21 protein-coding genes are annotated in these 24,718 nt (G+C 67.7%); 5 read left to right on the top strand and 16 right to left on the bottom strand.

Features of this window, described 5'->3' with window-relative positions:
- Window positions 1-87: 87 nt before the first annotated feature.
- Window positions 88-402 carry a hypothetical protein gene (locus G6N58_RS04120; protein ID WP_068918696.1) on the top strand — a complete coding sequence of 105 codons (315 nt, stop codon included), beginning with the start codon at window positions 88-90 and terminating at the stop codon, window positions 400-402.
- Here the strand turns inward: G6N58_RS04120 and G6N58_RS04125 are convergent.
- Both G6N58_RS04125 and G6N58_RS04130 read right to left on the bottom strand, forming a co-directional pair.
- Window positions 377-1,537 carry an MFS transporter gene (locus G6N58_RS04125; RefSeq protein ID WP_115279615.1) on the bottom strand — a complete coding sequence of 387 codons (1,161 nt, stop codon included), beginning with the start codon at window positions 1,535-1,537 and terminating at the stop codon, window positions 377-379. The two genes, G6N58_RS04120 and G6N58_RS04125, sit on opposite strands and share 26 nt — an antisense overlap.
- Before the next feature lie 98 nt (window positions 1,538-1,635).
- Window positions 1,636-4,449 (bottom strand): FAD-binding and (Fe-S)-binding domain-containing protein, encoded by a 2,814-nt coding sequence (locus G6N58_RS04130; RefSeq protein ID WP_115279614.1) that lies wholly within the window; start codon window positions 4,447-4,449, stop codon window positions 1,636-1,638.
- Window positions 4,450-4,502: 53 nt separating this feature from the next.
- Here G6N58_RS04130 and G6N58_RS04135 point away from each other — a divergent pair, with 53 nt between their 5' ends.
- Complete coding sequence (locus G6N58_RS04135) at window positions 4,503-5,243, top strand: GntR family transcriptional regulator (RefSeq protein WP_068918699.1); 741 nt, start codon at window positions 4,503-4,505, stop codon at window positions 5,241-5,243.
- A 9-nt stretch (window positions 5,244-5,252) separates the two neighbouring features.
- On the opposite strand, the gene G6N58_RS04140 is transcribed toward G6N58_RS04135, so the two are convergent.
- Together G6N58_RS04140 and G6N58_RS04145 are read right to left on the bottom strand one after the other, a co-directional pair.
- Window positions 5,253-6,176 (bottom strand): serine hydrolase, encoded by a 924-nt coding sequence (locus G6N58_RS04140; RefSeq protein WP_115279613.1) that lies wholly within the window; start codon window positions 6,174-6,176, stop codon window positions 5,253-5,255.
- Window positions 6,177-6,292: 116 nt separating this feature from the next.
- Window positions 6,293-7,564 (bottom strand): oxidoreductase, encoded by a 1,272-nt coding sequence (locus tag G6N58_RS04145; RefSeq protein ID WP_163907893.1) that lies wholly within the window; start codon window positions 7,562-7,564, stop codon window positions 6,293-6,295.
- A gap of 211 nt (window positions 7,565-7,775) precedes the next feature.
- Between G6N58_RS04145 and G6N58_RS04150 the strand changes: the two genes are divergently transcribed.
- Together G6N58_RS04150 and G6N58_RS04155 are read left to right on the top strand one after the other, a co-directional pair.
- A complete protein-coding gene (locus tag G6N58_RS04150) occupies window positions 7,776-9,170 on the top strand; it encodes a uracil-xanthine permease family protein (RefSeq protein WP_115279611.1) in 1,395 nt (464 codons plus the stop codon).
- 16 nt (window positions 9,171-9,186) lie between these two features.
- Window positions 9,187-9,894, top strand: a complete 708-nt coding sequence (locus tag G6N58_RS04155) for a cysteine hydrolase family protein (protein WP_197746394.1) — start codon at window positions 9,187-9,189, stop codon at window positions 9,892-9,894.
- A gap of 12 nt (window positions 9,895-9,906) precedes the next feature.
- Here G6N58_RS04155 and G6N58_RS04160 read toward each other — a convergent pair whose 3' ends face one another.
- The 12 genes from G6N58_RS04160 to G6N58_RS04215 form a co-directional block, all read right to left on the bottom strand.
- Entirely contained in the window at window positions 9,907-10,863 is a 957-nt protein-coding gene (locus tag G6N58_RS04160; RefSeq protein ID WP_068918704.1) for a zinc-binding dehydrogenase, read from the bottom strand.
- A gap of 40 nt (window positions 10,864-10,903) precedes the next feature.
- Window positions 10,904-11,476, bottom strand: a complete 573-nt coding sequence (locus tag G6N58_RS04165; RefSeq protein WP_115279609.1) for a carboxymuconolactone decarboxylase family protein — start codon at window positions 11,474-11,476, stop codon at window positions 10,904-10,906.
- Window positions 11,461-12,189: an SRPBCC family protein gene (locus G6N58_RS04170; protein WP_115279608.1), complete on the bottom strand. Its 729-nt coding sequence runs from the start codon at window positions 12,187-12,189 to the stop codon at window positions 11,461-11,463. The genes G6N58_RS04165 and G6N58_RS04170 overlap by 16 nt, the downstream gene beginning before the upstream one ends.
- 30 nt (window positions 12,190-12,219) lie before the next feature.
- Window positions 12,220-13,047 (bottom strand): cyclase family protein, encoded by an 828-nt coding sequence (locus tag G6N58_RS04175; protein WP_068918707.1) that lies wholly within the window; start codon window positions 13,045-13,047, stop codon window positions 12,220-12,222.
- Between the two features lie 36 nt (window positions 13,048-13,083).
- Window positions 13,084-15,447, bottom strand: coding sequence for a xanthine dehydrogenase family protein molybdopterin-binding subunit (locus tag G6N58_RS04180; RefSeq protein ID WP_115279607.1), 2,364 nt, complete (start codon window positions 15,445-15,447; stop codon window positions 13,084-13,086).
- Window positions 15,444-15,944: a (2Fe-2S)-binding protein gene (locus G6N58_RS04185; protein ID WP_068918709.1), complete on the bottom strand. Its 501-nt coding sequence runs from the start codon at window positions 15,942-15,944 to the stop codon at window positions 15,444-15,446. Before G6N58_RS04185 ends, G6N58_RS04180 begins: the two co-directional genes overlap by 4 nt.
- A complete protein-coding gene (locus G6N58_RS04190) occupies window positions 15,941-18,394 on the bottom strand; it encodes a xanthine dehydrogenase family protein molybdopterin-binding subunit (protein ID WP_115279606.1) in 2,454 nt (817 codons plus the stop codon). Before G6N58_RS04190 ends, G6N58_RS04185 begins: the two co-directional genes overlap by 4 nt.
- A complete protein-coding gene (locus G6N58_RS04195) occupies window positions 18,394-19,260 on the bottom strand; it encodes an FAD binding domain-containing protein (RefSeq protein ID WP_115279605.1) in 867 nt (288 codons plus the stop codon). Before G6N58_RS04195 ends, G6N58_RS04190 begins: the two co-directional genes overlap by 1 nt.
- Window positions 19,257-20,114: a nitrilase-related carbon-nitrogen hydrolase gene (locus G6N58_RS04200; RefSeq protein ID WP_115279604.1), complete on the bottom strand. Its 858-nt coding sequence runs from the start codon at window positions 20,112-20,114 to the stop codon at window positions 19,257-19,259. Before G6N58_RS04200 ends, G6N58_RS04195 begins: the two co-directional genes overlap by 4 nt.
- A gap of 232 nt (window positions 20,115-20,346) precedes the next feature.
- Complete coding sequence (locus G6N58_RS04205) at window positions 20,347-20,910, bottom strand: type II toxin-antitoxin system RelB family anti-toxin (RefSeq protein WP_068918713.1); 564 nt, start codon at window positions 20,908-20,910, stop codon at window positions 20,347-20,349.
- Between the two features lie 242 nt (window positions 20,911-21,152).
- Entirely contained in the window at window positions 21,153-22,118 is a 966-nt protein-coding gene (locus tag G6N58_RS04210) for a PDR/VanB family oxidoreductase (RefSeq protein ID WP_232067727.1), read from the bottom strand.
- 8 nt (window positions 22,119-22,126) lie between these two features.
- Window positions 22,127-23,119 (bottom strand): aromatic ring-hydroxylating dioxygenase subunit alpha, encoded by a 993-nt coding sequence (locus G6N58_RS04215; RefSeq protein ID WP_115279601.1) that lies wholly within the window; start codon window positions 23,117-23,119, stop codon window positions 22,127-22,129.
- Between the two features lie 410 nt (window positions 23,120-23,529).
- Between G6N58_RS04215 and G6N58_RS04220 the strand changes: the two genes are divergently transcribed.
- Entirely contained in the window at window positions 23,530-24,384 is an 855-nt protein-coding gene (locus G6N58_RS04220) for a cupin domain-containing protein (RefSeq protein WP_147289365.1), read from the top strand.
- Window positions 24,385-24,718: the final 334 nt, after the last annotated feature.

The following is a 24,718-nucleotide window of genomic DNA, read 5'->3' on the forward strand; positions in this document are numbered from 1 at the left end:
GAGGAACACCAGCGGCCGCCCCGAGCCGACAGGATATCAACGCGGGGTGCTCTGGCCGCCTCCGTCATTCGAACATATGATCGAACAGTGGGTAAGCTGCCGTCGATCGGTTACAACGGTCAGCCGCTACGCGAGCCGTTCCGGCTGGTGCGTCCGCCCATCACGGTGCTCGTCGACCTGACCGTGCTGTTTCCCCGCCAGCCGCACCGGGACGGGCGCTACCACCCGCACGGCCTGCAGATGCACAAGGTGGTCGAAGGGCAGCTCAGCTGCTGGGGTTTGTGCGAGCAGGGCGACTGGTGGGGCCTGGTGACCTATCAGGTGGCGTACGGAGGCCGCCACAAACCCGTCACCCACTGGGTGCCGGCGTGGACCCTCAAGCCGAAGGGCGGGAGCGCCTAGACGCGGGGATCGCGACCGCCACCTGCAACGTCGCGGCCGTGGCGAACAGGATCAGGGCCGGGGTCCACGATCCGGTCCATTCGTGGGTCAGGCCCGCGGTGAAGGGGCCGGTGGCGGCCAGCAGGTAGCCGCCGCAGTTGGCCATGGCCGACAGGCCGGCCGCCTCGCGGGAATCGGCGGCGTGGTAGGCCATCAGCAACAGCGCGATCGACAGCGCACCGGCACTGCCGGGCGCGGCGATCACCAGCCACGGCAGCGCGCTGCCGTCGGTGCTCAGCACTCCGACCGCACCGATCAGCACCGGCAGGCTGGTCAGCACCGTGATCAGCACGTAGCGGCCGGTGCGCTGCAGGAACCAACTGACCACCAGGCCGAACGGGGCACCGAACAGCTGGTAGATCAGCAGATGCAGGGCTGCGTCGTCAGCGCTGACGCCCCGGCTCATCTCGATGCTGGGCATCCAGTTGATCACCAGGTAGAAGCTCAGGGACTGCAATCCCATGAAGGCGGTGACGGCCCAGGCGACGGGTCGCCGAAGCTGGCTGGCGCGCTGGGTGGCGGCCCCGATGAACTGCTGCTCGGGCCGGTCGTGGCGGCGCAGCCACCAGATGGCGGCCACCGCCACCGCCGGGATCGCCCACAGCGCCAGCGCCGAACGCCAGTCCCCCGTCCACTCCGTGAACACGATCGCGAGTCCCGAACCCACCGCGGCGAAGGCGCTCATGATCAACGCGCTGCCGCCGGAGGCAATGGCCGCGCGCTCCGGGTAGTCGCGGCGCACCAGCACCGGAACCAGCACGTTGCCGATCGCGATGGCGCCGGCCAGCAGCATCGTGCCCAGCCAGAGCCCCGGCACCCCGGCGAGCGAACGCACCAGGATGCCGAGGACCAGGATCAGGGCCACCCAGCGGGCCACCACGGCGGGCGTCCCGTAGCGCAGCGCCACCGCCCCGAACGGTGCGACGGCGGCGAACAGCAACAGGGGCAGCGAACCGAGGAAGCCGAGAGTGCCGTAGCTGAGTCCGGTGCTGGCGCTGATGTCGGGCAGCAGCGGGCCCACGGCGGTGAGCGCGGGACGCAGGCATGCGGCCAGACCGAAGATCGACATCGCGACCAGCACCCGCCCGCCGAACATCCGGCGCACCTGACCTCCTACCACGCGGTCCGCAGAAGACCCGCGATGCGCGGCGCCGGCGACCTCGAGACCGCTGAGACGTTAGCAGCCAGGTGAATTCATCTGGTGGTGAGGCGTTCGGCGAGCAGCTGAGCCAGATGCACGCCTTGGCGGTCAGCCAGGTCATCGAGCTGGGTGCGGCAGGAGAACCCGTCAGCCAGGACCACCGCATCCGGTGCCGCCGTCCGCACGGCGGGCAGCAGCTGTTGCTCGGCAACTGCCACCGACACCTCGTAATGACCTTTTTCCACCCCGAAGTTGCCAGCCAGCCCGCAGCAACCGCCGAGTCGAGTCACGTCGGCCCCTGCAGTGCGCAGCAGTTCGGCATCGGGGCTCCAACTCATCACCGAGTGGTGGTGGCAATGCGGCTGCGCGATCACGGTGGTGCCCGTCATCGCGGGCGGCTCCCATCCGCGGGCGGTGAGCAACTCGGCCAGCGTATGAGTGGCCGCGCTGACAGCTTCCGCGCGTGCGCCGCCCACCAGTTCCACCGCCTCCGAACGCAGCGTCGCCGTGCAGGACGGTTCCAGGCCCACCACGGGCACGCCCCGCTCGACGCTTCCGGCCATGGAGTCCAGGGTGCGGCCCAGCTTGCGTCGAGCGGCGTCGAGCTGGCCGGTGGAGATCCAGGTCAACCCGCAGCACTGCTGCCGGTCGGTGAGTCGCGGCCTGTATCCCGCGTTCTGCAATACCGCCACGGCCGCCCGGCCCGCTTCCGGGGAGAAGTAGTTGGTGAAGGTGTCGACGAACAACAGCACTTCGTCACCGTCGGCGTCGAAGTGCTGCCGCTGGAACCAGGCCCGGAAGGTCTCCGGGGCAAAGGCCGGGATGGTTCGGCGCCCATCCACCCCCGCGGCAGCCAGGGCAGCCCGGCCCACGCCAGGAAGCCGCAGCGCCGCGTTGGCCAATCTGGGTGCCACCGATGCCATGGTGGCCCAGCGCGGCAGCCAGCCCAGCGAGTAGTGCGAGGCGGGCCGGATGCGGCCTCGATAACTCTGGTGCAGCACCTCGGCTTTGTACGCCGCCATGTCCACGCCGGTGGGGCAATCAGACGCACATCCCTTGCAGGACAGGCACAGATCGAGTGCCTCGTGCACTTCCGGGGAACGCCAGCCGCCGCGCACGTCGGTGCCGTTGATCATCTCCTGCAGCACCCGGGCCCGGCCGCGCGTGCTGTCCTTCTCCTCGCGCGTGGCCTGGTACGACGGACACATCACCTCACCGATGCCGGTGTTGTCGGCGCGGCATTTGCCGACGCCGGTGCAGCGGTGCACCGCCTGGGTGAAGTCGCCGCCGTCATGCCGGTAGGCCAGCGCGAGGTCGCGGCGCAGCACCGGTGCGGCGGGGATGCGCAGGTCGGCATCCAGCGGCGCCGGGTCCACCACCACGCCGGGGTTCAGCAGGTTGTCCGGATCGAAGGTGTGCTTGACGGCTTTCAGTAGAGCCAGCGCATCAGGTGAGTACATCAGCGGCAACAGCTCGCCCCGGGCGCGCCCGTCGCCGTGTTCGCCGGACAGTGATCCGCCGTAGCCCGCCACCAATTGCGCTGCGGCGAACATGAAGTCGCGGAACACCTGGGTGCCGCCGGGCCGGTCCAGCGGGAGGTCGATGCGCACGTGCATGCACCCCTCGCCGAAGTGGCCGTAGGGCATGCCGGTGACACCGAAATCGGCCATCAGCGCATCGAAGTCACGCAGGTAGGCACCGAGTCGCTCCGGCGGCACCGCGGCGTCTTCCCAGCCCGCGTGCGCAGGACGGCCCCGGGGGCTGCGGGCGGCCAGGCCGGCGCCGTCGGCGCGGATCCGCCACAGCGCGGCTGCGCGTGCGGTGTCCTCCACCACCAGTGAATCGATTGCGCCGCAACTGTTCGCGACGTCGTGTGCGCGCTGCAGGGCGTGCTCTGCGGTCTCACCGACCACCTCGATGAACACCCAGGCGGCGCCGTCGGGCAGCGGCGGCACTGCGTGCTCACCCTTGCGTTCGCGGACGACGTCGACGATGCGCGAGTCGATGCCCTCGCACGCGGTCGGCCGATGCGCCAGCACGGCCGGGGTGGCGTCACCGGCCGCGGCGATGTCGGGGAATCCGAGGACCACCAGGATTCGGTGCGCCGGCTCGTGCACCAGATTGACCGTGGCCTCGGTGCACACCGCGAGGCTGCCCTCGCTGCCCACCAACAGCTTGGTGACATCGAATCCGTGCTCTGGCAACAGGTGTTCCAGCGAGTAGCCGGACACCTGCCTGCCGAACCGGCCGAACTCGGTCCGGATGGTGGCCAGCCCCGCCCGGGTGGCCGCGGCCAGCGCGTCCAGGGTGGGCGAGGCCGCCCCCGGCAGCCGCAACTCTTCCCCACGGGCGGTCAGCACCCGCATGGCCGTCACATTGTCGGAGGTGCGGCCATAGCCCAAAGCTCTTGAGCCACAGGCATTGTTACCGATCATGCCGCCGATGGTGCAGCGCGACAGCGATGACGGGTCCGGTCCGAACCGCAGCCCGAACGGCGCTGACGCCTTCTGCAGCACGGCCTGCACCAGTCCCGGTTGCACCACGGCGGTGCGGGCGTCGGGATCGATGGACAGCACACGGTTCATGTGGCGACTGAAATCCAGCACCACCCCGGCGCCCACCGCATTCCCGGCGATCGACGTTCCCCCGCCGCGGGCGGTGACCGGCACGCCCTCGCGCCGGCAGACCTCGAGCACTGCGGCCACCTCGTCGTGGTCGGCCGGACAGACCACCGCCGCCGGAGTGACGCGATACAGCGAGGCATCGGATGAGTACGCGGCGCGACTGGTGGCGTCCACCCGCACGTCCGAGATCCCGGCGGCACGCAGGGCATCGGCGAAGGAATCCGTCTGGATCATTCCTAGCATGCTACAACAGCCGTAGCATGCTAGGAACCCACAGTTTTTGATACTGTGCGCCCATGGCCGACGCCGACCTCGAACTGGCACCCCTGCCGGCTGCGGGCGGCAGACGGGCCGAACAGGTGATGGAGGCGGTGCGCGCCGCATTGGACGGCGGTGTCATGCGTCCCGGGGTCAAGTATTCGGTGTACCAACTGGCCGACGCCCTGGGCGTCTCCCGAACCCCCGTGCGCGACGCCCTCCTACGGCTCGAAGAGGTGGGGTTGATCCGATTCGAGGCCCGACAGGGCTTTCGGGTGCTGCTGCCGGACCCGCGCGAGATCGCCGACATCTTCGCCATCCGCCTGGCGCTCGAAGTCCCCGCCGTCGGGCGCGCCGCCGCGGTGTGCGATGCCGGGCTGGCCGCCCGGCTGCGAGACCGCATGCAGTTGCTGCAGGCCGCCGCGGCCGACGGTGACGAGCGCACCTTCGCCCACCACGACCAGTTGCTGCACGATCACATCATGGAGGCCGCGGGAAACACCCGGGCTGCGGCGATCGTGCGGTCGTTGCGGGAATCGATCCGGCTGCTCGGGGCCATCACCACCGACCGCGCCCGCACCGTGTTCGACATCGATGCCGAGCACCAACCTTTCATCGCCGCCGTCATCGCCAACGACCCGGACACGGCCATGGCGGCCATGCGCGATCACCTCACGTCGACAGCCAGGATCCTGGTGTCGCAGGCCATTCGCGATCAGGACTCGCCACTGGACGCAGAGACCGTGTGGGCCGAGGCAGCACAGGGTCACAGCCACTGACGCACCCCGTCACAGCTCGATGCGCCCCTCCGGGAACAACACCGCGACGGCCTCGGTCATCGTGTCGCGGGCATGGTCGGCACCGCCCGCACCACGCCCGTAGCGGGCTGTGCTCTCCCGCGCGCCGATAGCCACCACGTAGCGGTGATCGGCGCCGACCAGTCCCGTCGACAGGTGAACCCAGCTGCCCTCGACGCAACACATCCACCCCTGCTTCACCGCGATGTCCGGTTCCTCCGGAAGTCCATCCGGCAGCCCGAATCTCTGGTAGTAGCCGTCGGTTCCGGTAACCGTGAACTCGGAGATATCACCCAGGATGGTCGTCGACGGGCCGCGCGGCAGTCCGCCGCGACCATCGAGCAGCGCAGCGTAGTACGTGGCCACATCGCGCATCGTGGTCTGGGTGCGCCACCAGGGCACACCGTCGGCGATCGTGGTCTGCGACAGCGCGTAGCGCGCGCGAACCCGGTGCACCATGTCGGATCGCCCGAAGCGGCTCCACAGCGACTGCGCCGCGGTGTCATCGGAGGACCGCAGCATCACGTCGATGAGCGCGCGGTCGTCTCGGCCAAGGCTGAGCTCGCCCGCATCGGCGCGGAACAGCACATCGTCGGCGATGAACAATTTTGCCACCGAGGCGGTTTCGATTCGCAGGTCGCTGCCGTTGGAGAACTCGGCCCCGGTGGCCCGGTCCAGGACCGCCACCGTCAGATCGGCGTCCCGATCGCGAGCAAGGCGGGTGGCCAGCGCCAGCCGCTCCCGGATGGGGGCTTGCGAGACAACCGCGAAGACCTCGGCAGGTCCCGGACGGCTGCCCGACCGTGTGTGCTCGGCCGACCCGTCGCTCACCACCCCCGGCGTCGACGCCAGAAGAGCCAGCGCCACCACGGCAGTCTGAACGGCCCGGCGTAATGGCCGCCCGGAAAGTGTCATGCGCGCACCTTTCCCGCGGGGCTCAGCTGACGACGTCCACGACCCAGGCTGGCACTGCGACAACGGGACATGCGCGCGTTCACACCGAACTCATACATTCACCGGGACACCGAGGGTCAATCGGCGGCGCCCCCGGCCGACGGCTTACGGCCCGACCCTTTCCCGGCGAAACCGCCGGCGAGGCGGTACCTTGCGTGCTCCAACAGATTGGCCCGCGGCGTGCGCCAACACTTGAGCGGATGGTGCTCGTCGTGCATTAGGCAGATGTTGCACGAGACGCAGGCCGCGCCCACCTGCCCGCCATCGGCCAACCGCAACGCCAGGTCCGGCTCGCGGATGAACGGCCGCGCCATCGACACGAAATCCGCGCGCCGCGCCGAGATCACCGCGTCGATGGTCTCCGCAGTACGCAGGCCGCCCACCACGATGACATTGGTGTCGACGGCACCCCCCACGGCGTCGGCGAACGGCAGGAAATACCCCTCCGGTTCGGGCGGTTTGTGCAGCCGGTGCAGCAGCAGGTCCTCCAGTGCGCGCTTGCGCGTCACCGCGATGTACCCGCGGATCGACGCCGACACGTAATCGCTCATCAGATTCGAGGAGACCTCGACACCGTCCAGGCCGGCGGCAACAAAACCCGCAACGCCGAGCACCGACTCTCCGACCGCCAGGCCGCCGTCCTGGTCGACGAGATCGGCGAGACCCACCTTCATCGTCAATCCCTTGTCGGTCGGAATCTGTTCTCGCACAGCACGGATGACCTCCAGCGGGAACCTGTCGCGCCGCTGTTGATCTCCACCCCAGTCATCCTGGCGCCGGTTGGTCAACGGCGACCGGAATTGACTGATCAGATACCCGTTGGCGCCGTGCAGGTGCACACCGTCGAAGCCGGCCTCCATCGCCCGTCGGGCAGCCTGCCCGAACGCCGTTATCACTTCCTGGATCTCGTCGTCGTGAGCAGCCCGAACATGCCGGCCGGTCATCACGTTGTCCACCTGCGACGGCGCCAACGCTTCGGAGTCGAACATCATCGACTGGCTCCCGGCGTGGGCGATCTGCGCGAAGATCCGACCACCCCGGTGGTGCACGGCATCGGTCACCCGACGCAATCCTGCGATGGCGTCGTCGGAGTCGATTCCGGCTTGCAGCTCGCCGTACCGGCCGCGCGGGTGGACGAACATGTGCCCGGTGAAGGACAGACCGACCCCGCCGGCGGCCAGCGCCGCGTGCAGTGCAACGTAGTCGTCGCCGATGCGTCCTGCCGCATCAGCCATCGACTCACCGGTGCCGGCGCGGATCAGCCGGTTGCGGACAGCGACGGGTCCCAGGTGGGCGGGCGCGAACGCGGATCCCGACGGCCTGGCCGGCAGTGCATGGAGTCGCCCCATCGTGGGCTCCGTTCGACAAGGCAGCGGACAGACGGCCCGCTGTTCAATATGAGTAAAACATGGCTCAGTGCCGCCCACAGCGAATCGGATCGCCATGAGCGTGCGATTTGGCATGTTTCGCAGCCAATCTTCAACTGCTGCGGCATCAACGGACAAAGAGTCACCCAACTTTGTCTTGACGTAGCTCAACAACGGGGTGATGCTTTTCTGTATGGCTGAAATCGAATCGGACGAGCCGAGTGTCCTCGATGTCGGCATCCAGGACCGCGTGCCCTTGCCGAAGATGGGCCTCTTCGGGCTGCAGCACCTCCTCGCGCTGACGGGCATCTGGATCTTCCCGGTGCTGCTGGGCTCCGCGCTGGAACTGAGCAACCTCGAGGTCAGCCACATCGTGCAGGCGTGCTTCCTGCTCACCGGCATCGTGACGATCCTGCAGTCCAGCCGGATCGTCCGGCTGCCGATCGTGCAGGGGCCCACTGCCGCCTTCTTCGCCGCACTGCTGGTCGCCGGGGCCACCTACGGACTGGGTACCGCCTTCGGTTCCATGCTGGTGGCCGGCGTCGTCTTCATGCTGCTGAGCATCCCGATCGGCCGGCTGGGGCTGCTCGGCCACGTCCGTAAATTCGCCGCGGACCCCATCGTGTTCGGGACCCTGTTCATCATCATCGGCGCACAGCTGGCGAGCATCGGGCTGCCGGGCTGGTTCGGCGTGCAGGGCACTCCAGGCTACGGCTGGTCCAGCTTCTGGGTGGGCGCGGTCGTGGTCCTGGTCATCCTGGCCTGCATGGTGTTCGGGGGCAACACCCTGTTCAAACGGGGCGCCATCGTCTGGGGCATCATCGCCGGCTCGGTCCTGGCGCTGGCTTTCGGCCTCTGGTCGCCGCCCGACCTGAGCGACGCAGCCTTCGTGGGCGTACCGACACTGTTTCCGTTCGGATTCGGGATCGCTTGGCCCGTAGTGGTTCTCATGTTGCTGGCGTTCCTGCAGGCCGGCGCCGAGGCGATGGGCATGTACACCTTGGTGGCCGGGTGGGGCGGCGAGAAGCTCAGTCTGAACCGGATCAACCGCGGCCTGTTCACCGAGTTCCTCGGCACCTCCATCGGTTCCCTGTTCGGCGGTATCGGCACCACGTCCTACCCGGAGAATGTCGGCATCATCCGGGTGACGCGAATCGGCAGTCGGTTCGTCACCATGGCTGCCGGCGTGTTCGCGCTGGCTCTGGCGTTCCTGCCGCAGCTGAGCCTCTTCATCGCCGGGCTGTCCGGCGCGGTACTCGCCGCCGCCAGCACCGTGCTGTTCGGCATCATCGCGTTCAGCGGGGTGCAGATGTTGCGCCGGGTCGTCTGGGACGACCTCAACATCACCGTGGCCGCCACGTCGTTCATCGTCGCTCTGGGCGGTCAGTGGATTCCCGAAGACATCGTGGCCACCATGTCGCCGGCGGTCCAGAGTGTGCTGACGACGCCGATGATGCTCGGCGTCGTGATGCTGATCGGGCTGAACATCATCGTCAACTTCGGCATCCGGCCCATGCTGGCGAGGCGTCGTACCGACGACCCGCAGCCTGCGGTTGCCCCCACGCCACCGGAAGCCGTCGCTGAATGAGAGGACACCCTCGCACGTGAAGTCACCACACCACTACGTCAACAGCGAGCGCCGCGATCTCGACACCGGTGGGGCATTCGCCGCGTTCCTCGATCCCGCGCACACCGCCGTCGTCTCGATCGACATGCACGCCGGTCACCTGTCCGAGCGCGCGGACTGCCCGTGTCCGGCACCGCGCGGGCGGGAGATCATCGCCGCTGTCAACGCCTTTCACACACAGGCCCGGCGCGCGGGCGTCCCGGTGATCCACGTCCGTTCCGAGCTGCGGGGCTCCGGCCGCGACGACGTCGGCGGATCCAGTCCCAGCGCGTGGCGGATCACCTTTCCCCAGCTGGTGGGCGACATCCCCGGGGCGTCGCAGCACGCGCTGGCGGGATCAGAGTGGACGGAGTTCGTCACCGAGGTCCTCCCCGGTGACGAGGTGGTCACCGGGAAGAAACGGTTGTCGGCCTTCTACCCGACCGATCTGGATTTCTTGCTGCGGCAGATGGGAACGCGGGCAGTGGTCCTCGACGGCATCATGGCCGACTGCTGTGTTCTCAACAGCGCGTTCGAGGCGTCGAATCTCGGCTACCGCGTGGCAGTGCCGGCTGATCTGGTGCGCGGCACCAACAAAGAGCTCGAAGAGGCTGCCCTGGCGATGATTTCCCTGCACATCGGTCTGGTCACCGATGCCGACGTCATCGCCGCGGCGTGGGCCGCGGCCGATCGAACCTCTGGCTGACCGGGATCCCGCTCAGGGCACCAGCAGCAGTTTGCCCACCGTGGCCCGCGACTCCAGGGCGTCCAGCGCTGCGCCGGCCTCGGCCAGCGGGTACTCCGCTCCCAGTTCCGGGCGCAACACCCCCCTGGCTGCCAGGTCGAGGAGCAGGGCCGCACGCTCGGCGGCAGCGTGGGCGTCACCGGCGTAGTGCCGACCGGCAGCACGGGTCAGGAACAGGGATCCACCACCGAGGTCCTTGGCGCAGATGTCAGCATCCTGGCCCGAGGCCGAGCCGTAGAGCACCATTGCCCCGCGCGGGCGCAGCACGCCCAGAAGCGGTTCGGCCACACCGGCACCCACCGCGTCGTAGACCACCGCCACGCCCTGCGGCGCGACGCCGCGGATCGCGTCGACCAGATCCTCGCCATAGGTGAAGACCTGGGCGGCACCGGCACGCTGCGCCACCTCGGCTTTGGCCGGGCTCGAGACCACCCCGACCACCTGCACGCCGGCGGAGGTGAGCAGCTGGGTCAGCAACACCCCCACACCGCCCGCGGCGGCCGTCACCACGGCAACATCGCCGACGGTCAGGTGCCAGGCGTCGTGGGCCAGATAGTAGGCGGTGGCACCCTGAAAGAGCACCGCGGCGGCCACCTCGTCGGCCACGCCGTCAGGTACCCGGGCGAAGGCATCTGCCGGGCCCACCACCGTCTGGGCATAGCTGCCTGGGACCTTCGACCACGCAACCCGTTGGCCCACAGAGAGTCTGGCGACATCCTCGCCCACCGCGTCGATGACGCCGACGCCTTCAGAGCCCGGGATGCGATGCTCAGGCAAGGGCACCCGGCCACGACGTTGCATGACCTCCCAGAAGTTGATACCGGCGCGGATGACGCGGACTCGGACCTGACCGGGGCCCGGCTGCGCAACCTCCGCGGCGTCTCGCAGGAGCGGCGACAGGCTGTCGTCCAGCACGATCTGCAATGTCATGACATCAACCTCTGTTCGGGACGGGCGGAACGGGACACGCTCAGGCGTCGGTCGGGATGCCGATGTCGAACACCGCCATCAGCTGGGCCAGAGTCCGGTAATAGCCCACCAGGCTGGTGAGTTCGACGACGGCCTGCACTCCGAGGACGTCGCGGTACCGGGCGAACTGTTCGTCGGTCACCGCGGTGTTGTCCAGCAGGGCCACACTCAGATCGGCCGCGGCCTGCTCGGCGGGGTCGGTCGAGCTGAAGGCCCCCTGCTTCAGCTGGGCGAGTTCGACGTCATCGAGTCCGACGGCGCGGGCCACCCGCTCGTGGGCCCACCATTCGAATTCCGAGGCCAATTTTGTTGCCACCAGCAGGATGCCGATCTCGCGCACCCGGGCGGTGAGGCTGGTCCGGTACCGGATCGCAGCGCCCAGTTCTTGCAGCGCACCGCCGACGCCGGGGACGTGGGCCATGATGGCGAACGGCCCGTTCAGGGAGCCGTCCGGCGCCACCACCGGGAAGTGTTGGGTGCCTTTGAGTCGGTCGCCGCCGGTGATGCCGTCGTAGACCGCTCGCTGGTCCGTCGAGAGCTGATCCGGTGGCAGCGGGGTCAGTCGCTGGGCCACCGCGGCGCCTCCGGGAAGGGGAAGTAACGGTATTGCGGCTGTTGCTGTTTGCCGACGCGGCGGCCGAACACCACCCAGCTGAGCAGGAACCCGAGCAGCCCACCTATGAGAGCCTGCCCGTAGCGTTCCTTGATCATGGGCAGGACGAACGACACCACGTCCAGCCCGGCATCAGCAGGTGCCGCCGGTGCACCGGTGGCGGCCGGCGACGTGGTGTTCGATTCTGCTGCAACGCCATTGGTGCTGGGTGCTGCGCCGGCGGGTGCGGTCAGCAGACCGGACAGGTTGGTCACGAACTGCCCGATCAGCCGATTGCTCACATCGGCGATGGCGCCGCGGCCGAACTGCGCCATCCGTCCGCTGATCTCCAGGTCGGTGTCGATGAGCACTCGGGTGCGGTTGGCCGTGACGGGTTCGAGGCGGGCGTGGATCTTCGCGTTGGCCGCTGCCTGCCCCTTGGGGTCCTTGCCGGAGGCCGAGATGACGGCGCTGTGCGTGGCGTCGTCCTTCTGGGTGAAACGGGCCCTGCCCCGGAAATGCGCTCCGATGGGGCCGACTTTGATCTTGACGTTGCCGAGGTAATCGTCACCGTCGACTCCGTCGAGGGCGGCACCCGGCATACACGGCATGATCCGCGGGATGTCGGTCAGCAGTGCCCAGGTGTGTTCGAGGTCGGTGTCGATCTCGAACTCGTTCTTCAATTGCATTGGCATCGAGTGCCGCCCTTCTCGGTCGGTCAGAGACTAGCGTCCGGCAAGGCCTTCGATGACCTCGTCGGCGCCGCAGTCGAAGAAGGCCATGATGCGGCACGGGCAGGCCTCGCCCCCCTCGATCTTCCACGGGAAGGCGCCGATGATCGCGCGCTGGTTGAGCACCGTCTTCAGATCGCCACCGACGTTCTCGGCGTGGATGCAGCCGTCCTGGAAGGCCAGGTGGTGCATCGGGAAGATGTCCGAGGTGATCTCGCGGCCGGACATGTGGTGGGTGTAGGTGTACTCCCCCAGGAACTCCTGGTAGGTCATCCCGACGTGCTCTTCGAACTTCTTCAGCAGATCCGGGCGCATGTTGCGGATGGTGGTGTTCATCGGGTGATCACCCGAGCCGGCATCGATTCCCCACCAACGGATTTCCATCTCGGCCATCCAGCGGGCCAGACGGATGCTGCCACCGGGGTGCATGGTGAAGTAGCGCACCAGGTCCTGGCGCGGCATGCCCTGGTAGTAGTCGATGAAGCCGGTGTGGATGATCAGGATGTCACCCTTTTTCACCTCGACCTTGGAGGTGATGTGCTCGGGCTCGATCAGGTCCCAGTCGCTGACCACATCGGAGACGTCGACGATGGCGCCGGGGTGGATCAGCTTGTCCAGAGGCAACGAGGCCATGTCCAGCCCGCCGTCGGTTCCGTGCATCGGACCGTCCAGGTGGGTGCCCGAGTGCAGTGAGCTCTCGATGCGCTGGGAGACAATCTGATTCGTCTGGAGGTTCTGGGTGTAGTACATCTTCCCACCCGGATAGCCCACCCAGCCGGGCGTGTGGATACCCCAGGGATGGGTGAGGTCGACAATCCGCATTTCTGCCTCCAGAGATCAGTTGAATTGAAGAATATTCTATGTCACTGAAATTGATTTGACCAGACGGCGGACCATATCCGGACGGATCGGCACCGAGGTGATGCTGCCGGGTACCCGGATGGCGTCGTCCACGGCCGAGGCGACGGCCGCAGCCACCGCGGTGGTGCCGCCCTCGCCGGCACCCTTGACGCCCAGCGGATTGATCGGGCTCGGTGCGTCTTCGGTGACCAGCATCTCCACATCCGGGACTTCGAGCACCGTCGGAATCAGATAGTCCATGAACGTCGTGCTCGTCGGGGTGCCGTCCTCGGCGTAGCGGAACTCCTCGTACATCGCCCCGCCGATGCCCTGGGCCACCCCGCCGGCGATCTGCCCCTCCACCAGCATGGGATTCAGCGCGCGTCCCACGTCGTAACCGACGATGAAACGCTCGATGGTCACGTTGCCGGTGCCACGGTCGATCGACACCAACGCGGCGTGCAGCCCGTAGGGGTAGGTCATGTGGTCGGAGCGGAACCAGCCGTCGGCCGACAGTCCCGGCTCCTCCTTCATCTCCCCCGCGCGCATCGGCTCCAGCAGGTGGGCGATCTCCCCCAGGCTCAGCACTTTCTGCTGGTCCTCGATGACCGCGACCGCTCCCTCGACCATCTGTGTCTCTTCGACGCTGACCTTGAAGTGGTGAGCCGCCACCCGGCGGGCCTTGTCCGCCAGGGCTTCCGCGGCATGGGCTGCCGCAGAGCCGGCCATCACCGCCAGCCGGGTGGCGAAAGCCCCACGGCCGTACTCGAACTGGTCAGTGCGCCCACGCACCACCCGGATCGAATCGTGTGGCACGGACAGGGTGTCGGCCACGATCTGGGCGAGCACGGTGTCCACCCCCTGCCCCACCGACGACGCTCCGCAGCTGATCGTGACCAGCCCGGTTCCGTCGACCGACACCCGGGCACCCTCGTACGGCCCGATTCCGCTCTTCTCCACGAAGTAGCCGAATCCGAAACCGACGAGCTCACCGGCCGCCCGTCTGGCCTCCACGCCGGCGCGGATCTCGGCGAAACCGAACTTCTGCGACACCTTGTCCAGCAGCAGTTCGTAATCCCCGGAATCGTGCACCAGGTGCGTGCCCATGGCCTGGATGGGCCGCTCGTACGGCATCTTCGACACCGGGATGAAGTTGATCCGCCGCACTTCGACCGGGTCCAGGCTCAGCTCTCGAGCGATCTTGTCCACCAGGCGCTCCCGCGCGAACGTGCCTTCGTACCGGCCCGGTGAGCGGTAGGTCCCGGCTGGGGTCTTGTGGGTGAGACGAACGTGGGCGGTGGCCCGGAAATGCGGGATCACATACGGCCCCGGCAACATCGACGCCGTCAGCGAGGCCACGGTGGCGCCGTGCGTGCGCACGTAGGCGCCCTGGTCGAGGATGAAGTCCGCGTCCAGCGCCTCGATCCAGCCGTCCGCGACGCGCACCAGCGCCCTCAACCGGTGATGCTGACCGCGAGAATGGTTGGTGGCCAGCAGATGTTCCTGCCGATCCTCGATCCACTTGATCGGCCGACGCAGCCGCATGGCGGCGACAGTGACCAGGACGTCCTCGGGGTAGAGCTCACCGCGCGGACCGAAACCACCCCCGACGTGCGTCTCGCGCACCAGGACTCGGTGCGGCGGCAGCCCGGAGATGGCCGCGATGGCCTCCCGGTTCCAGAACGGCACCTTCGCTGCGCCGTCCACCACCAGTTGCTGTTCGGATTCGTCGTAGGCCGCCACCAGACCCCGGCACTCCATCGGAACCCCGGAATGCCTGCCGATCCGGGCGTCCATCTCGAAGATGCGGTGAGTGCCCGCCGCTACCAGAGCCTCGGCTCCGGCGAACGCCGCATCCACGTCTCCGTACTCCTCGACGAAAGAGGTTGCTTCCGAATCCTGTTCGGCGACACGGACGCCCGTTCCGGCGGCCCAGGTGGCCTGCTCCGCGTCGATCCAGGCGCACGGCTCGGCGTCGGCGTCGATGCGCGGGGGCAGCGCTTCGATGTCCATCTCGACCAACTCGGCGGCGTCCTCGGCGATGTAGGCCGAGGTGGCGAACACCACCGCGACCGGTTCACCGACGTAGCGGACGTAGCGTCGGGCCAGCGCCGGCTGGCGGTACGGCAGCAGTTCCGGTCTCGGGGTCAGGCGAAAGGCGATGGCCGGCAGCGTGTCGATGTCGGCATGGCTCCACGCCGCCACCACCCCATCGACCAGTAGTGCCGCCGACAGATTTACCGAGACCAGCCGGCCGTGGGCGACGGGTGAGCGCACCACCCGCATGTGCAGTTCGCCTGCATAGTCGTTGTCCGCGGCGAATCGGCCCGCGCCGCGGAGCAGCACGGGATCCTCGATGCGCTTGGCGCGGGCCCCGATCATGCGGGCGTCTCGTCGGCGACGGCGTCCTCTCCGCGCATCACGCGCTGAGCGCTGAGCGTGGCCTTGATGATGTTCTGATATCCGGTGCAGCGGCAGAGATTCGAGGAGAGCATCTCTTTGACCTCGCCCTCCTCGGCGTCCGGGTTCTCCTCCAGGAAGCCGGCGATGAGAGTCAAGAAACCTGGAGTACAGAATCCGCACTGCAGGCCGTGGTTGTCCCAGAAGGCCTGCTGTACCGGGTGCAGCGTGCTCTCGTCCGGCGCCAGCCCCTCGACGGTTCGGATCGAGGCGCCCTGCGCCTGCACCGCGAACATCAGGCAGGCCCGAATCGGTTGGCCATCCATCAGGACGGTGCAGGCACCACACACCCCGTGCTCGCAGCCCAGGTGGGTGCCGGTCAGTCCGCAGTCCTCCCGGAGCGCGTCCGCCAGGGTGCGGCGTGGCTCGACGTCGATGTCGTACCGATCGCCGTTGACGTACAGGCGAAGTGGGCTCATGATGCGTTCTCCTGCGGATGTGCGGGGGTGGTGCCGTCGGCGGGGTGACTGGCGGGGCGGACATCGCGACCCTCGCGGATCGCGCTGCGGATACGGTGCGGCGTGGCGGGCAGATGGAACACCTCGACACCCAGCGGACTCAGCGCATCGCTGATGGCATTGGCGATCGCGGCGGGTGCGCCGATGGTCCCGCCTTCGCCCACCCCCTTGGCGCCGGTCAGCGATGCGGGCGACATCGTGTAGATGTGCGCGATCTCGATGTCGGGCACCTCGGCGATGGTGGGTGGCAGGAAGTCCATCAGCGACGTCGTCACCAGAACCCCTCTGTCGTCGTAGATCAGCTCCTCGAACAGTGCGTTCGCGATGCCCTGCACCACACCGCCGTGGATCTGCCCGTCCACGATGGCCGGGTTGATCAGCCTGCCGGCGTCCTCGGCCACCAGAAAACGGGTGATCTCGACATGTCCGGTCAGTGGATTCACCTCCACCTCGGCGACGTGACAGGCGTTGGCGAAGGTGCCCGACGGGTCGTAGGTGCCGATGCTCTCCAACGCCGCCTCGCCCTTGTCCGGGATCAGGTGGCTGGAGTGATAGGTGTCGCGCGCGATCACCGCGAGATCGACGGCCCGGTCGGAGCCGGAAAGCCGTGCCTTGCCGTTGTCGAGCACGATGTCGTCGGGCAGCCCGCCCAGTCGATCGGCAGCCAGTCCGCGGATCCGTTCGGCCAGATCTCTGGCTGCGATCAGGGAGGCGCCTCCGGCGATCACCATGGCGCGGCTGGCGAAACTACCCCAACCGTAGGGGGTGGCGTCGGTGTCGCTGGCGATCACCCGCACCTGCTCCGGCCGCATCCCGAGTTCGTCGCACACCACTTGCGCCAGCGACGTTTTCAAGCCCTGGCCGTGCGGGGAGGCACCGATGCGCAGGGTCAGACCGCCGGACGGGTCCATGGTCAGGATCACCCGCTCGAAGCCGGGGGTGATCACCGGAGCCGACCGGCTGGAGTCCAGACCGAACGGCCGGGACCGCGCTGCGAACGCCGGCGTGCCGTACCCGGTGCGTTCGGCAAAACAGGAGAACCCGATCCCCAGATAGCGGCCCTGTTCACGAGCTCGGGCCTGCCGTAGCGCGAAGTCTTCGAGATCGGCCAACTGCGCTGCTGTGGAGAGGGTTTCGCGGTGTGATGCCAGGTCGAGCACCAGGCCGGTGGGCGCGCGGTGCGGGAACTCCGAGACCAGGTTCCTGTCCCGGATCTCCACCTTGCCGAAATCCAACTGCGCGGCGGCACGGTCCATCAGCCGCTCCATCGCCAGCACCTGCATGGGTCGTGACACTCCGCGGTAGGGCGCGATCGGGCACTTGTTGGTGACCACCGCCCGTGAGCGCACGTCGTACTCGCCCACCTTGTACGGCCCGGGCAACTCGGCCAGCGCCATCAGCGGTTCGACCGCCCACGTCACCGGGTAACAGCAGTAGGCGCCCACATCGCAGATCAGATCACCACGCAGAGCAAGCAATACGCCGTCGGCGGTGAATGCGCCTTCGATGTCGTAGACCTGTTCGCGGCTGTGCCACGAGGCCAGGAAGTTCTCTTCGCGGGTCTCGATCCAGGCCAGGTCGCGGCGCAGGTGTCGTGACGCCCACACCAGTGCGACGTCCTCTCGGGCCAGCGTCATCTTGGCCCCGAAACCGCCGCCGACGTCCGGCGCGACCACTCGCAGGTCGTCCTCGGCCATCCCCAGGCAGTCCGCGATACCGGTACGCGTGACGTGCGGCATCTGCAGGGTCGCGTGCAGCGTGGAACGTCCGGTGCCCGGATCGTAGGCAGCGTGCGCCGCTCTGGCCTCCAGCGGCATGGCGCTCTGGCGCCCGGAGCTGACCCGGACCCCGACGATGGCATCCGCGGCGGCGAACGCCTCCTCGGCGCCCGGGGTGGTGATCCGGCCGTCCACCACGGTGTTCGGCGCGTTCGGGTGGTCCTCGGGCACCGAATTGTGCACCACGGGTGCACCCTCGGTCAGTGCCTGCACCGCCGAGAGGACCGGCGGCAACGGCTCGATCTCCACGTCCACCAACTCGGCTGCGTCCTCTGCGGCGGCCTCCGATTCGGCCACCACGAAGGCGATGGGATCGCCGACGAAGCGAACCACGTCCGTGGCCAGGATCGGGGTGCCCACGGCCACGAAATCGGGGCGCTGCAGCGCGGCGCGGATGGGTGCCACCCCGGTCAGGTCGGCGGCGGTGAACAGCTGCACACCCGCAGCAGCAGTGACCGAGACGATGCGGCCCGACGCCACCGTGCTGCGGATGAAACGTACGTGCGCACAACGCTGGTTGAGCGCGGCGATGTCACCGACATAGCGCCCCCAGCCGCGCACGATCGCGGGATCCTCCAGCCGGGGCAGCGCCCGCCCGGTCCATGTCCCGGGTTCGGTGGGTGCTGCGGCCATCAGGCGCCGACCAGGCCGGCGCGGTTCAGGGCGCGCGGCAGCAGCGCCCGGACCAGATCCCGGCGGTATTCGGCATCACCGTGGGTGTCGCTGGGCGGGTCCACCTCGTCGGCGGTGGCCTCGGCGGCCGCCGTCGCCACCTCGTCGGTGAGTTGCTGACCGATCAGCAGTGTTTCGGCTGCGGCACTGCGGAAAGGCACCTCACTGACACCGCCCACGCTCACGCGGGCCTGCTGCACGATCCCGTCCACCACCTGTACGGCGGCGGTGGCGGTGACGATTCCGAAATCACCGGCGCGACGGGCGAATTCCGCAATACCGGCACTCCAGGTGTCGTCGAGCACGGGCAGCGACACCTTCACCAGTATCTCGTCGGGGGCCAGGGCCGTGGTGAAGATCGACTGGAAGAAGTCTGCCGCGGCGATGCTGCGCTCCCCGCGCGCCCTGCTGACAGCGGTCATCTCGGCGTCGAGCAGGGAAGCCACCAGGCACCACTCCGAGGCGGCGTCGCAGTGGGCGATGGACCCGCCGAACGTGCCCCGGGTACGGATGGGCAGATGTCCGACGTAGGCGGCCGCCTTACGCAACAGCAGTCCGAGCGGTCCGTCGATGGTGTTGTGCTGCACCTCGATGTGCCGGGTCCGGGTGGCGATGTCGACGCGGTCTTCGACGATCTGCACTCCTGACAGCCCCGGGATCCGGTTGATGTCGATCAGGTTGGCGGGACTGGCCAGCCGGAAGTTCATCATCGGCACCAGGCTCTGTCCGCCGGCGATGATCTTGGAGTCGTCCGGTTCGGCGGCCAGCATGTCCAGAGCCTCATCGAGACTGGCCGGCACGTGGTAGTCGAACGGCCGCGGCTTCACCAGGTGATCCCTTCGTATGTCACTGCGTACACGTCGGTACGCCTGTCGTCGCGTGGTCTGATGCGCTCACCGCGCACACGTGCTGCCCGGATGGCGTCGAGGTCCAGCTGCACCTTCGCCGAATCAGCGGCCGTGCGGGACAACGGACCGGCCAGCACCTCGCCGAATGCGTCGCAGGCCACCGAACCACCCAGCGTCGCCGGGCCGCCCCGCGCCGCTCCGGCGACCTGGCTCACCGCCACAACTGCCACCTGGTCCAGATTCGCCTGCGCCAGTACGGAATCGACGTGCCGGGTACCGCCGGTCACCGGTACCGTGCGATCGAACCCGCCGACCCAGGCGGCTGGGGCGAGGACGATCTCGGCACCACGCAAAGACATGGTACGGAGGACTTCGACGAAGCGCAGGTCGTAGCAGATGCAGACGCCGATGCGCCCGAACATCGTGTCGGCCACCGGAAGTCCGAGATCTCCCGGGGTGTACACGCCCTTCTCCAGGTCGAACAGATGCAGCTTGCGATAGTGCAGGACCGGGCCGCTGCCATCGACGATCACCACCGTGTTGAACAGGTCGCTGCCGTCGCGTTCACAGAAGCCGTAGGTCACCAGACCCCCGAATTCGGCGGCCAGCGCCACAAAAGCCGCCGAGGTGGGACCGTCGAGCGGTTCGGCGATCTGCCCCGCCAACTCGGGGTCCACCACGTATCCGCTGATGGCGAGTTCCGGCAGCACCACCAGATCAGCTCCGCCGGACAGGGCCGCCCTGCTGCGCGCGAGCGCGGTGTCGCGGTTGGCATCGACCTCGCCCACCTGGACGTCGATCTGCTCGAGAGCCACGGTGACCGAAGTTGTCATCGGGCTGCCCCGCTCCGAGGCGAAGTTAAGGCTGACCGAAGTCGGTAGTCCTGGGCGATTCCGAGGAAACGTTTCGCGGTTGCGCCTCGGCGGTGGTCAGCGACGTGTCCCGCACGGGGGTTGCCTTCCGGTTTTGTGCAGCTCGGAGGGTGTACCGCGCGATCAAGACTGGCCGTCACCCATCGAGCGTAGCATTCAACAAGAGCGAAGTCATTAAGTGTGCTTGAAACAATTATGAGTCGTCGAGGTTAACCCACACTGCGACCGCACGCTCCTCGCCGGTGTTGGCGATGCGATGGGGGCGATCCGAGGAATAGGCGATGGCGTCACCCGGCTCGAGCGTGTGGCTCTGTCCGTCCACTTCGATGGTCAGCCGGCCGGAAATCAGGACACCGAACTCCCGACCGTCGTGATGGGTCGCCGAAGGACCACTGGCTCCACCAGGCTCGTACTCGTTGACGGCCAGTTCCACACCTGCCGCCGAATCATGGTGGGCGACACGGCGTGTGGTGCCCTCGCCCATCCGTACCACGGTCTGCTCGTCGAGCCGGGTCACCGGCGAGCCGTCGGCCGAGTCCCGGTGGGCGAACAGGTCGTACATGTGCACACCCAAAGCCGACGCCACCGCCACCAGTGTGCCCACCGACGCGGTGGAGACACCGCGTTCGAGCATGCTGAGCATCGAGACGCTCACCCCGGTGCGCTCGGCCACATCGCGCAGGGTCAGCTGCTGTCGGGAGCGGATGGCGCGGATACGGGCACCCACCACCAGCATGGTCTGTTCGGCGTTGGTCACGCCCCGAGCGCCCGGGCCGTCGTCTTCGGCGGCACCGTTTTTCTGCGCTCCTCGGGACCGCCGGGACGGGGACTTGCCACCAGCTGAACCTGCGGTCGCTTTCCGCGTACCGGCGGGCACTGCGGAAGGAGAAGGCGCCATGAAAACTCCGTTGAGGCCGAGTGAAAAATGCCGTTTCAGCGTACGTGAATCACAGCGGTCTCACGCCACCCGCCACGACATGATCGGCCTGGACCCGCCGCCTACGGCGCGGGAATGTCGAGAACGAGCCTGTCGCCGGCACATCTGGACACGCAGATCAGCATCTGCCGATCGGCACGCTCGGCGTCACTGAGCAGGTCATCCCGGTGGTCCACCACGCCGTCGAGCACCGTGGTCTGGCAGCTGCCGCACGTCCCCTCTTCGCAGGAGTACAGCACATCAGCACCGGCATCGAGCACCGCCTGCAGTACCGATTGCTTCTCACCCACTGCCAACACCGGGCCGTCGACTCCCAGCTGAACCTCGAAACCACTCGTCCCCTGGGGCACAGTTGGATTCATTTCCGGCGCGGCAGTGAACCGTTCGAATCGCAGCGGAGCCGCCCCCGCAGCGCAGACCGCGGCCTTCATGGCGTCGATCAGGGGGCCCGGTCCGCAGGTGTAGATCGCGACGTCCGGCCGGGCGGCAACCGCAGCTCGCACGATGCCCGGCACGTCCACCACGCCGCGCTCGTCATCCGGCCACAGCCGCACCCGGTCGGAATACATCTCCAGTTCGTCGCGGAACGGCATGCTCGCCCGGGTGCGCCCGCAGTACACCAGCTGCCAGTCCAGACCCAGAGCATCCACCGCCTCGACCATGGGAAGCAGCGGTGTGATGCCGATGCCGCCGGCCACAAAAAGGTAGGACTGTGCTCGCTCCAGCGCGAACCTGTTGCGCGGCTCGCTGATCGTCACCGTGGTGTCGGGCCGCAACGCCTCGTGGACCTCTCGTGATCCGCCGCGCCCGTTCGGATCGACGCGTACCGCGATCTCGTAGTCGCGGGACGTCACAGGCCCGCACAGCGAATACTGCCGGCACTGCCCGGACGGCAACAGCACGTCGATGTGCGCGCCCGGTGTCCATGACGGCAGCGCGCCGTCCACTCCACTCAATGTCAGGCCGATGACGCCCTCGGCGCGCCTGATCCGGCGGGTGACGCGCGCCGACCGCAAACCTGTTGTCACCGTTGGCCTCAGGCGCCGTAGGGGCCGAACACCTCGACCTTTGCCAGCGCCGCGAGGCGCTGACGGTAGAGCAGGCTGGCCGCGTCCGGGACCTTGATGTGCAGCTCCTCGCGCAGCGACTCGGGCAGTTGCTCCGGACGCTGGCTCTCCACCACCGAGCGGTCCTGCTCCATGATGGTATTGGTGAAATCGCCGAACGTGCTGTCGGGTTCGTCCTGCGAGTGGTTTCGCACGATGAACACGAACAATTCGGTGGTGTTCGACGTGCGCGGCAGGGTGAACTGCGTGATGATCGTTTCGCGACCGGTGCCGATCTCGATCTTCTTCAGGTGGATGGTGAACGGGACCACCAGGGTGTACTCGTAGCGCACCTTCTGCGATCCGCCTGCGCCGTAGAGGTCGCTGGGCTCCTCCTGTTCGAGCCAGTAGTGCAGGCCGTTGTCGAGCTTCTCCACTGTGTACGGGGCGATCTCGGCATTGTCCTCGGTTCCGAGCAGCCCGTTGTGCACGTACGGGAAATGGGAGAAATCCATGAAGTTCTCCACCGCGCGGGCAGCGGATGTCTTCCACACCTCCCGGTAGGAGATGAACGACTTCCACCCCGGTCGATCGTAGATGTCACCGGGAAACAGGGGTATCTCATCACGCGGCTCGTCTGCAGCCACCCACACCAGTCCGTACTTCTCCTGCACCTGGTAGGCCGTCGCCCGAGCGGCATTCGGGATGGGTGCGTCGGCCGGCCGAGACGGAATGCGCACGCAGGCACCGCTGCGGCCGTACTGCCAACCGTGATAGGGACACACGAGGTTTCCGTTGCGGACCCACCCGAGAGACAGGGCCGCGCCGCGGTGGATGCACAGGTCGCGGAAGGCGGCCACACCGTTCTCGTCGCGGAACGCCACCACGAAGTCGTCGAGAAGGGTGAATCGGCGCGGCTGGTCGTCGATTTCGCCAACAGTGGCGATCGGGTGCCAAAAGCCCGCAAGGGCAGGTGCAGACATGGGAACTCCGTTCAGAGGAGGTGGATGGGGAGGAATGCCGAGGACGTCGCATCCCCTGCTATCAACCTCCAGTCACCGCCGTCCACCAGGCCGCGACGGAACAGCACGACAGCCGACACCGCTGTCTGTCGCATTGTTCCCACCTCCTACGAAGGCGGCGGCCGCCGACCTCCAGACGTACTTCAATGGCTCTGAATCCTAGGACGCTGTGATCCGCGCCGCAACGGAACCACGTATGTGCCACTCGTTCGGCAGCTTTGACCAATACGTGACTGCCACCGCCGATGACTCTGGACCCGCGTTGGTTCAACTAAGGTGAAGCACACACGATCTCTCACCGCACCACCAACCATGTTCAAACCGTTAGAAATTTGTTTGACTGAGCTGAAGTCAGTGCTAACCTTCCGTGCGTGACTGAGCAGCGGACGACGATGGCGGGGATGCGGGTCATCACCCGCGACGAGTGGGGACCCGACGCCGGCTTGATCCAGGGCGGATCCTGGCGCGAGATCGTCGGACCGGACGTCGGGGCCAAGTGCCGGGGGCTCTACGATCTGCAATTCACCGACGACGGCATCTCAGTGCCCCTCACCCACACGGTGGAGGCCGCCTATTACGTTGTCGCAGGCTCCGGTTCGGTCTACGCCGAGGGCGGTGACGACGATGCGCATCAGCTGACCGAAGGCTCGATGGTGCACGTCCGGCCGAACACGACGTACCGGTTGCGCGCCTCCGCGGGGACCCGGCTGGTGGGCGGCCCGTGCCCCGGTGACGCCCCGGTCAACGGCGCGACTGCGGTTCCTTCACCGGCATCGGACACCTGGCCGGAGATCTCGGTGCACCACCGCGACAACCCGGGCCTGCTGGTCCCGTTCATTTCCAACGACGCGCGCCTGGTGGTGTGGCTCGGTGTCGGTGCGGTGGCCGCCAACATGAACTACGTCGTCCTCGAGCCCGGCGAGCGCAATCGCGAACACGTCCACGCTTATTCCGAGGACACCATCCACATTCTCGAGGGCCGCGGAACAGCCGAGAACGTCACCACCGGCGAAAAATTCACCTTCGGCCCCGGCGACACCATCCACATCCAGATCGGTTTCTGGCACGCTGTCGCCGCCGACCTGGGCGAACGCGTCGTCAGCGTGGGCGGGCCCTGCCCGGCGGACGTCGACATGCTGCGTGCTGCCGGTGTGGACGTCGACGCCATCGTCCTGCCACCCGACGCGGCACTGCCGATCCATCCGGGCAGCCCGGCCCGGCCCTGACGGGCCCCACGACGCGCCCCGGTCGTCTTCTCACCGCCGGCGAAACAGTCGCTCCGCGGGGATTCTGGCTACCGGAGCACCACCGGTGCCAACTACAGTGCCATCGAATCAGCGACGCGATTCGCTACCGGCGACTCCCACAGGTCGATTCAGGCGCATTGCATCGGGCCGCCGAACACCGCCGCCGTAACGGCACAGCACCACGCGCAGCCGCCGACGATGACCCGAGCACGCGCGATACGTCGGCTCAGGCGGCAGACACCGGCATTTGGCGCACTCGGTCATCGTTTGTGCAGGTTCGCTTCAGCGTGGATGAATGAAAGTACGTTGCCAC

The sequence above is a fragment of the Mycolicibacterium tokaiense genome, assembly GCF_010725885.1.
Lineage (GTDB): Bacteria > Actinomycetota > Actinomycetes > Mycobacteriales > Mycobacteriaceae > Mycobacterium > Mycobacterium tokaiense.